The following is a 9,273-nucleotide window of genomic DNA, read 5'->3' as shown; positions in this document are numbered from 1 at the left end:
TATCATGCCGGAAATCCAATCGGCTATACCGATTTGACCTCTGCCTACTGGCAACAGCACATCATTTGTGCCGGAAGAATTAAGCAATAGAAAGGACTTGAAATATGTTTAAGAAGAAAGAAAAAACAATGAAAGAACCCAAAGAAAAGAAAGTGCGTACCATGAAAGTCGGGACACACAAGAAATCTGTCCTGCTGTTGTGGGCGGTACTTCTTGCAAGCACCAGCTTTGGCGTGTACAAGAACTTTACCGCCATTGATACCCACACAGTACACGAAAAAGAAATCATTCAGTTAAAGTTGAACGACACCAACGGGATTGAAAATTTTGTCAAGAACTTTGCGAAAGCCTACTACTCATGGGATACCAGCAAGGAAGCCATTGAAGCAAGGACAACAGAAATCAGTAAATACCTTACCAAAGAATTACAGGACTTGAACGCCGATACTATCCGAACAGATATACCAACCAGTGCGACTGTTACAAATGTGCTGGTCTGGAATGTAAAGCAGTCTGGAACGGACGATTTTACCGTTGCCTACGAAGTAGATCAGCAGGTAAAAGAGGGAGAACAGACACAGGCAGTCACAGAAAACTACACCGTGACCGTTCATGTGGATAAGGACGGTGCAATGGTCATTACCCAGAATCCAACCCTTGCTCCGGCGGTACAGAAATCAAAGTATGAACCGAAAGTACAGGAAGCAGATGTCAGTGTCAGTTCCGACACAGTCAAGGACGCTACCGCTTTCTTGGAAACATTCTTTAAGCTGTATCCGACAGCTACGGAAAAAGAACTTGCCTATTACGTCAAAGACGGTGTGCTTGCTCCTGTTTCCGGCGACTATGTATTTTCGGAACTGGTAAACCCTGTCTTTACCAAAGACGGCGATAACCTCAAGGTCAGTGTGTCTGTGAAGTATCTGGATAACAAGTCGAAAATGACGCAAATCTCACAGTATGAGCTTGTGTTACATAAGGACGATAACTGGAAGATTGTAGAATAAATAATCAAGGCTTGCGTCATAAACCGTATAGTATGCTCCGCAAGCCTCATTTCGGTATGATTTGCAAGCTGATTAATATAGTTGTTACATTTCGTTTAAGAGATTATAATAATTAAAACAGCTAAAATCTATCAATTTTTAACAGTAGTATGTGGACATAGTTGATAAAAAATTGCTTTTTCAATGATAAGATATATTTCTAAGGAGGAACGAGATATGGCACAGAGCATTTTGATTGTAGACGACGAAAGAGATATTGTATCAATGCTAAATCAATATTTTTGCAAAATTGGTTATGTAGTATACACAGCAATTAACGGAAAAGAAGCACTGAATGCAATCACAAAACATCCAGATATTATTTTATTAGATATAAATATGCCAGATATGAATGGTTTTACAATTTGTGAAAAAATCAGGAATTTTGTGTCCTGTCCTATTATTTTTTTAACAGCTCGGATTGAGAACTGTGATAAAATCAAAGGATTTGCTGTCGGTGGTGACGACTATGTTGTAAAGCCTTTCTCCGTTGATGAATTAGAAGCCAGAGTTGCTGCACATTTGCGGAGAGAAAAAAGACATGGTTCGTCCGCAATAGTTCAGTTCGATAATAATATAGTAATTGATTATTCATCACGAGTTGTTTTTTATAGAAATGCTGAAATAAATTTTACGAAGAAAGAGTTTGATATTATTGAATTTCTTTCACAAAACAAGGGGATTATTTTTGATCGTGAGACAATTTATGAAAAAGTATGGGGCTTAGATGGTTCTGGCGACAATTCTGTTATTACAGAACATATACGCCGGATAAGAACAAAATTCCTTTCTATAGGCGACAATCCTTATATAGAAACTGTCTGGGGGTGCGGATATAAATGGAAAAAGTAAAGCGAAAAATTTCAAGGCATTATATTGACAACATGAGTATTAAAAATTCATTTGTTTTTTATGCTCTTATTTCCTTAGTGATTGGTATTGTAATAGGTGTTATATCTATTACTCTTGTAGATGATTACAGAATAAACCTTAACTATAAATATGAGGACATGACAACAAGGTATGATATACCTGAAAATGGTTCATTTACAGCGAAATATAACAAAGACCAAACAGAATACACAATATATAATGCAAGTGAAAAGGAAGTATGTAATTTTGTTGTAGACTATCAAAAGGAACGTCCAGTACAAGAATATATTTATCCTAATCATGTTTCTTACATTGAAGTTTCACCAAAGTTTACTAAACATGATAGAATTGTGGATTCTGCTCTAGGTGTGGTTAATATTGTCACCATTCCTATTGTTCTTTCAATTAGCATGATTCTTTGTGTGACTATCTTTGTAAACCGAAAATTAGTAAGACCCATAAAGTTACTGACGAATGCATACAGAAAAGTCGAAAACAACGAACTGGATTTTACGTTGCCTTACCCTTATAAAGACGAGATGGGGAGGCTGTGTCTTGCATTTGAGAAGATGAAAAATTGTTTATATCAAAACAACCAAAAAATGATACGGCAATTTACTGAACAAAGGAGATTAAATGCTGCTTTTTCACATGATTTACGCACGCCTTTAACAATACTAAAAGGACATACCACAATGTTGTTATCATTTATTCCCAAAGGATTAGTTTCTCAACAGGAGGTACTCGACGAATTATCAACAGTACGCAACAATGTGGAACGGCTTGAAAAATACGTTAGTGCTATGACAAACTTATACCGTTTAGAAGATATAGAAATCGAAAAAGAAAACATAAACTTTGACTTCTTATTAAAAACCTTATCAAATACAACGGAAATGCTCTGTTCTGATATAGAATATACGATTAAAACAAATTGTAATAAACAGCAAACTCTATTTATCAATCTTGAAATTATCATACAAATTTATGAAAACCTGTTGTCTAATAGCATTAGATATGCTAAGTCGATGATAGCTATTGATGTAAATAAACAGGAGGAATTTTTATTGATTACGGTCTCTGACGATGGCTGTGGTTTCAAAAGTACGGATATAGAACGTGTAACATTACCATTTTATAAACCATCGCAAGATACTACGTCTGAACATCTAGGTCTGGGATTAAACATTTGTAAAATATTATGTGAAAGGCATGGAGGTACAATAAAAATTTCAAATAATCATAAGGGGGGAGCCTGTGTTACAGCTTGTATAAAAATTGCATATGTTGATGAAAAATAGACATTTTCCCCATATAATTGCATTAAGCACTTATAAAGGAGGTTTCGATTATGAAAAAAATTATCTGTATTATTTTAATAACTGTCACAAGCATTTTGTCCGGGTGCAATTCAACATCAGATGAAGAAATAATATCATCACAGGATTTCAAAGAGAATTATGAGGTTTCGTCCTATGGAACTGAGGAAAAAATTAATACTTTATCAGATGTTGAGCTTACATCAAGTGAAAAAGAGTATTCTGACTTAGAAAACGCAAAATTTTTTTTAGAAAATAACTCCAACAAAGAGTATCATTATTCTAAAGCTTATTTTGAAATTGAAGCGGAGCAATCAGAAACATGGTATCAATTAACTCAACTTTATGACCCATCAAAAGATAACGAAGATGATGCAGTTATAAATCCCACCGAAAGATTAAGTTTATCATTTGATATTTCCTCGGTTTATGGCGAACTCCCATCAGGGCACTATAGAATAATAGTAAGTATTTCTTATTTCGAATCCCCTAAAGATTGGGATTATGACACTTATTATTTGGCATGTGAATTTACATTAAAATAGTATATCAGAAAGGAAACAAATGGGAACAGCAAAATGGATATACTGTCCTATATGCAAGAATAAAACAAGAACAAAAATCAGAACGGATACTAAGTTGATAAATTTTCCACTGTATTGTCCAAAATGCAAACAGGAAAACCTAATTAATGCCAGCAAATTAAAAATAATAGTAATCAAAGAGCCAGACACTTAGATGCAGAGCCGATAATTCAGAGGATTTCATATCTCATAGATTATCGGCTCATTTTTATTACCTATCATCATATCCCGTATGATTGGCAGGCAAATAAAAATGGAGGAACTAATCTTCCCCCACTTCCTTTGATTTGATGATACCAGCAGCGACGCTCTCCATGACAACCATATCTTTGTCGTCGAAAGTATCAAGCTGTTGTTCCAACTGTCTGCGGCGAGTGCTTTTTACTTTGTCACTGGTCGGCAGGAAAATTTCATCAACAGACACATTAAGTAGAGTTACAAGGTCATAAAACACCTGTAAACTTGGGTGCTGCCCTTTATTCTCAATATTCGTCAGATAGCGTGGGTCAATTTCAATTTTTGCTCCCACCTGTTCACGGGTCAGACCTTGTTTCATCCTTGCCGCTTTGATGGCAAGACCAAAGGCTCTGAAATCGTATTTATCTTCTGTTTTACGCATAATTAATCACCTCACTACATTTTACTGTTCCTAAAGAATTTGTGACAGGTACAGTAAAACGTATTGCAAGGTTTATCAGTTCCTATAAACAGGTAAATAACAATATATGCTGCTTGGCGGTAAAAAAAAACCGTTGTCAGCAGTAATGCTTTTATACGTCCTTTTAGATAGAACGACGGTTCATACAGCCGCCGTTTTATTTTTGTCCAACGGTGAACAAACTACTGGTTGGTTTTGTTTTAGCGGCTTCAGGAGGTAGCCGCATGGAATGCCTATACATTCAACAATATTCGACCATTGGTAGCTTGTTAAAAAAATCCGTTTAACTTTTGCGGATTATATCGCTCTTGTATATGGTTTTTCACATCACATAGCAGGAACAATTTATAAGGCACAAGAACAGCACGTCAGTATTGCTCTTGTGCTTTTTTGCTACTTTAAAAAATTTTTTGATTTTTTTCTGATTCGGGTTACAAATCGCCCCTCCGTGTTGAGTGTTAGTGCGGAAAGAGGTAAAAAGCCTTTTCGCTTTAGCAACTTCAACTTGAAAGGAGGTGAGATTATGAAACCTTCTTCATTTGAGAACGCTATAAGACTTCAATTTGACTGTCTGGCTCGTAAGGTGATTGGCAGAACTGTAAAGAACTACAACAAAGAACTTGCCAGACGTGCAAAGCATGAAATATCTTTCTGTGAAATACCAGAGCTGGAATTAAACCAGCTGGGTGTATCGGACGAATACTCGCTTGAATTTACTTCCTTTGATGTGTTCGGTACAGAAGTTCGTGTCTATGATGAGAAATTATGTGAAGCAATCAAAAAATTAAGTGAAAGACGACGCAATGTTGTGTTGATGTTCTACTTTCTGGAATTACCAGACGCAGAAATCGCAGAGATTTTGGATATTTCCAGAAACTCTGTTTATAGAAACAGAATGTGTTCACTAAAGCTCATTAGAGATATGTACGAGGAGGAATTATAACATGATGAAGTCTACAAAAAAGTGTCCTCTATTCTCCACAATCAGTTTAGCTGCTGATGGCGACGAAGTGGCAATAGAGAAAATTTTAAATCACTATGACGCTTACATATCAAAAGCAAGTTTACGCCCGTTCTATGATGAACACGGAAATATGTATATTGTGGTCGATATGGAACTGAAAGGCAGAATTAGAGCTGCCCTTATTAAAGCAATTCTAGGTTTTGAAGTCAGAGTGAAATAAGCGAATATATACGGAGTGTGATACCACCTCATTCCAGCTCCGTTTTACAAGTGTTCTTTGAAAATTGAATAAAGTAATCAGATACGTTTGATATGCGGTGAGCCGACGGACTGGAACGCCATGACCCATGAAAAGGAGGGATAAAGAAGCGAGCGACCACGCCAGTGATCTGTAAGCGACTGTTGGAAAAGTTGCTGCCATGACCCGTATATCAGAATAATGATACACTCGCATGGTGCGGTTCACCCATCAGAATGGGAATGGTGAAATTCCAGTGGAGCTTTCCAAAGCCATCTGATTACTTCTTACTTTATAGACAAATTCTTTCATAATGTACAAGCATTTTTGCATACTTTGTAAATATATTGTAGTGAGGTGGTTCAATGGCAAATGACGCAAAGGTAGTTTGCAAGAATGTTTTTAAAAATTGTGATAAAGCGGCGTTTACAAAAGCATTTACTCTAAAATGGATAGAGTTGATAAATCAATATGAAAAAAATAAAGGAAGGGCAACTCCTGCCAGATGATAGACAAACTATCCTACAAGATGTTATAATAACATTATGTAGAGATAGTTTGTTTCGTCTTCTCAAAAAGGAGAACGAAGCATGATAGAATCAAAATCAAGAGTTGCTATTTATTGCCGCTTATCAGAGGAAGATAGAAACAAACAATCAGAAACAGACGACAGTAACAGTATTCAGAATCAAGATGTAATATGTAGAGGGTGGTTTCTACCGCCTAATACTATTACATGACTGGCGGCTCATTTGTGGTGAATTGGTCTGGCAGTTGTGGGAAAGGAAAAAAATCCGCATAACTGCTGACATTTTAGCACGAAGGGAGCATGAAAATGAAGTCTATTTTTGAAGAAATGGGCGGCACATATACGAAGGTTGGCGATTACTATATCCCCGACCTTGCGCTGCCGGAGACCGAGGAATATCAGATCGGTAAGTATGGCCGTATGCGCCGCCGCTACTTGAAAGAGCATCGTCCCGTCCTTTATGCACACTACCTAACAAGCTGCACCCTGCATGAACATCTTGCAGAGATAGACAAATCCTGCAATCAGCGTATGGAGATCATGTGCGAAGCTATGGCACGACTGGAAGGTGTGACCGAGGCACTTAAAGCTACCGATCAAATGGAATGGGTACGGCGCATGAACAACATTCATAACCGTGCAGAGGAAATTGTTCTGACGGAGCTTGTATATTGCTAAACACATGTTAGCCCCGCATCAGCATGAATGAACGCTGGTGTGGGGCTAATTCTGTATCACTTAGCTCTTTATATTCCAGTAGCCTTTTCGGTCAGACCCGATGCGCTCGATGATTCCTTTTTCCTTCAGCTCCTTCAGACGCTGAGAAACTGTTTTTCTGCTGATAGATAGCTTATCTGCTATGGTGGTAGATGTGTATGCAGGATCTTCGGAAATCAGGGCCAGAATTTGCATGGATTTTTCATCCAAGGTTTCTGTTACCTTTTCTGTTACCTTTTCTGTTACCTTTTCTGTCACCTTGTAGGTGGCAGATCGAATAACCCGATCCTCTGACGCTGTAAACTGAATCATAATATCGCCGGGATGCACGGTGTACGCAGGAAGCGGGCTTCCATCTTCCTTGCAAGCCTGACAGATTTTCTCAATACCACGTCCCCAGCTCTCGATGAAGCCGGTCAAATAATACACATTCGCAATCGCCGTGTTGTAAGGGCGGGATGCGTGTTTGGACATCAGGCTGTCTGCCGTCCAGTTGTCTGGAAGCCTACCACAGTTAGCGATATACAGCTTATCCTCATACACGCTGATCTGAATCGGAACGCCGCTTTCATATTGCTTGTGGCATAGAGCGTTAAGAAGGGCTTCACGCAGGGCAGCGTCGGGAACAAAATAACGCTCAATGCGCTGCATCCCTTCGTAAGTGATTTTCGCTTTCATATATTTCAGATGGATGACTTCAATGATCTTGTCAATCTGTTCCAACAAGGAGCCGTGAATTTCATCCTGATAACGGAGATCGGCATCATTCTCGAAAAAGCCGATTTTTGTGTATGCGCCCAGCTGCCAGCGGTCAGGGTCTTTGCAGAACAGCAGCATCGCTGCGTTGGTATAATACCCGGCATTGGTCAGACGCAGCTTTTCCATTAAATCCGCTTTGTCCTCGTCTAAAACGCTTTGGTCGATCCGGCCCTTCTTGGCGGCAAGGGTCTTGAATCTCTTGACCAACTCATCATCAATATCATCCAACGTAAATCCCGGCAAGGGCATATTATCCCACGAAGCACCACGTTTGCGTAGAATGAAGCTCTCCAGTTCTGGGCCAGAAAGGGTCTGCATGGTGCTGCCGCTTCTATAATAATAGACACCTTTGCAGTTTATGGCAACGGGATATGGTGGAACAACGATTTCCAGATATTCTTTCCCGTCACGCTCCAGCTGATTGACATCCACCACGATGCTCATGGCATTTCGGATTTTGTTTGGAACATCCTCCAGCAGCTTGCGGATATTGGGCAGGCCGATAACTTTTCCATCATCGTCACAGCCAATATAAATCTTGCCGCCCTGTGCATTGGCGAAGCCGCAAATCCATTCCAGATAGTCATCCTTCCACTTAGCTTTCCATTCTATGTTCTGATTTTCAGGCATTATTATCACCATCCTCTGATTTATTCTTTCCCCGGCTCTTATAAACATTATACTGATTTTTACACCTTGCACTGCAAAAAGCGGAGTTAGCCCGGTTACTCAGGAACACTTTCTGACACTGCTTGCACATCCGCAACGGCTTTGTGCTGTCCACCAGCATGAAGCTGAACATCATCTGAATCCCCAACAGCAGGGAATGGAAATCCCAATAGATCGTTGGCCTATCCAACAGCTCTATATGATAGGTGGGTGCAATGCCGCCAAATGCAGCCATAGACTTACGCAGCATATTCCGGCTTTCTTCCTCCATGGAATCATAGTCATTATAATAGAAGAAAGAGGTCAGCATATTAAATGCCCAATCCTTGAGTTGCTGTGCCACCCAATCGTAAGGCTCTGCATACGCCCGCTGGAAGCTCATGGTCTTTGCCATCGGCTCGTCCATAAAGGTCATGGTCAGTGCAATCATTGCCCGGTCGCTGGACACATTCCAACTGGATTCCACACCGTTCTTGACCACATCCAGCCTATCAAAGGGGTAAAACAGGGACAGATACTTCTCCGTCTCCATCGTTTCTTCCTTGATAAAATGGTTCTTTGGCAGATATACCGCCTCATAATCCATAAAGGACGGCGTGGTGGGCAGGGCCGTCATCAGGCCCAGCAGCCCATAGTGGGTAATAAATTCCAAGATTGCCTTTTCTACCTCTGGCTCAGAGCTTTTCTTGCCGTTCATCATCAGCATCCCCACATTCAGAGCATCCAGCACAATGTCCGGGGCTTCCTTGAGTGGGTTATAGACATCCGGCCTGGCATCCTTTGCCGGGGTGATGTATTTCTTCCCGTCCTTGCCTGTTTTGATTTCATAGCGTTCATACCGCACCCAATGGGAACGGGATTGCTCAAAAAATGTATTCATAACGCAAATCCTTCCTTTCGGTCATCTGCTTATCAAA

13 protein-coding genes are annotated in these 9,273 nt (G+C 39.7%); 10 read left to right on the top strand and 3 right to left on the bottom strand.

From position 1 onward, the window contains the following. Positions 1 to 104 precede the first annotated feature (104 nt). The 5 genes from GPK60_RS08420 to GPK60_RS08400 all read left to right on the top strand — a co-directional run bounded on the left by GPK60_RS08420 (position 105) and on the right by GPK60_RS08400 (position 3,976). Complete coding sequence (locus GPK60_RS08420; protein ID WP_139009689.1) at positions 105 to 1,007, top strand: conjugal transfer protein; 903 nt, start codon at positions 105 to 107, stop codon at positions 1,005 to 1,007. Between the two features lie 216 nt (positions 1,008 to 1,223). Continuing rightward, positions 1,224 to 1,898 (top strand): response regulator transcription factor, encoded by a 675-nt coding sequence (locus GPK60_RS08415; RefSeq protein WP_171054372.1) that lies wholly within the window; start codon positions 1,224 to 1,226, stop codon positions 1,896 to 1,898. Beyond that, positions 1,886 to 3,220, top strand: coding sequence for a HAMP domain-containing sensor histidine kinase (locus tag GPK60_RS08410; protein ID WP_215659285.1), 1,335 nt, complete (start codon positions 1,886 to 1,888; stop codon positions 3,218 to 3,220). The genes GPK60_RS08415 and GPK60_RS08410 overlap by 13 nt, the downstream gene beginning before the upstream one ends. A 50-nt stretch (positions 3,221 to 3,270) precedes the next feature. After that, positions 3,271 to 3,783, top strand: coding sequence for a membrane lipoprotein lipid attachment site-containing protein (locus GPK60_RS08405; RefSeq protein ID WP_139009686.1), 513 nt, complete (start codon positions 3,271 to 3,273; stop codon positions 3,781 to 3,783). Positions 3,784 to 3,802: 19 nt separating this feature from the next. Further along, positions 3,803 to 3,976 carry a cysteine-rich KTR domain-containing protein gene (locus tag GPK60_RS08400; RefSeq protein WP_215659283.1) on the top strand — a complete coding sequence of 58 codons (174 nt, stop codon included), beginning with the start codon at positions 3,803 to 3,805 and terminating at the stop codon, positions 3,974 to 3,976. A 108-nt stretch (positions 3,977 to 4,084) separates the two neighbouring features. Here the strand turns inward: GPK60_RS08400 and GPK60_RS08395 are convergent, their stop codons facing one another. Beyond that, entirely contained in the window at positions 4,085 to 4,441 is a 357-nt protein-coding gene (locus GPK60_RS08395; RefSeq protein ID WP_006857575.1) for a helix-turn-helix domain-containing protein, read from the bottom strand. 562 nt (positions 4,442 to 5,003) lie between these two features. Here GPK60_RS08395 and GPK60_RS08390 point away from each other — a divergent pair. The 5 genes from GPK60_RS08390 to GPK60_RS08370 all read left to right on the top strand — a co-directional run bounded on the left by GPK60_RS08390 (position 5,004) and on the right by GPK60_RS08370 (position 6,889). Beyond that, positions 5,004 to 5,423: a sigma factor-like helix-turn-helix DNA-binding protein gene (locus GPK60_RS08390; RefSeq protein WP_008704153.1), complete on the top strand. Its 420-nt coding sequence runs from the start codon at positions 5,004 to 5,006 to the stop codon at positions 5,421 to 5,423. 4 nt (positions 5,424 to 5,427) lie between these two features. Continuing rightward, a complete protein-coding gene (locus GPK60_RS08385) occupies positions 5,428 to 5,664 on the top strand; it encodes a helix-turn-helix domain-containing protein (RefSeq protein ID WP_199588481.1) in 237 nt (78 codons plus the stop codon). 383 nt (positions 5,665 to 6,047) lie between these two features. Continuing rightward, positions 6,048 to 6,191 (top strand): hypothetical protein, encoded by a 144-nt coding sequence (locus GPK60_RS08380; protein WP_006857573.1) that lies wholly within the window; start codon positions 6,048 to 6,050, stop codon positions 6,189 to 6,191. An 81-nt stretch (positions 6,192 to 6,272) separates the two neighbouring features. Continuing rightward, positions 6,273 to 6,422 carry a hypothetical protein gene (locus GPK60_RS08375; RefSeq protein WP_215659289.1) on the top strand — a complete coding sequence of 50 codons (150 nt, stop codon included), beginning with the start codon at positions 6,273 to 6,275 and terminating at the stop codon, positions 6,420 to 6,422. Between the two features lie 95 nt (positions 6,423 to 6,517). Further along, positions 6,518 to 6,889, top strand: a complete 372-nt coding sequence (locus tag GPK60_RS08370; protein WP_055145291.1) for a TnpV protein — start codon at positions 6,518 to 6,520, stop codon at positions 6,887 to 6,889. Positions 6,890 to 6,949: 60 nt separating this feature from the next. On the opposite strand, the gene GPK60_RS08365 is transcribed toward GPK60_RS08370, so the two are convergent. Next, positions 6,950 to 8,317, bottom strand: a complete 1,368-nt coding sequence (locus tag GPK60_RS08365) for an ATP-binding protein (RefSeq protein ID WP_215632689.1) — start codon at positions 8,315 to 8,317, stop codon at positions 6,950 to 6,952. Further along, positions 8,310 to 9,236 (bottom strand): hypothetical protein, encoded by a 927-nt coding sequence (locus tag GPK60_RS08360; protein WP_215632688.1) that lies wholly within the window; start codon positions 9,234 to 9,236, stop codon positions 8,310 to 8,312. The genes GPK60_RS08365 and GPK60_RS08360 overlap by 8 nt, the downstream gene beginning before the upstream one ends. Positions 9,237 to 9,273: the final 37 nt, after the last annotated feature.

Source organism: Ruminococcus sp. MCC718 (assembly GCF_018783905.1).
Classification (GTDB): Bacteria; Bacillota; Clostridia; order Lachnospirales; family Lachnospiraceae; genus Hominisplanchenecus; species Hominisplanchenecus faecis.
The sequence above is the reverse complement of the archived record's forward strand: the minus strand, read 5'-3'. Positions and strand labels throughout refer to the sequence as shown.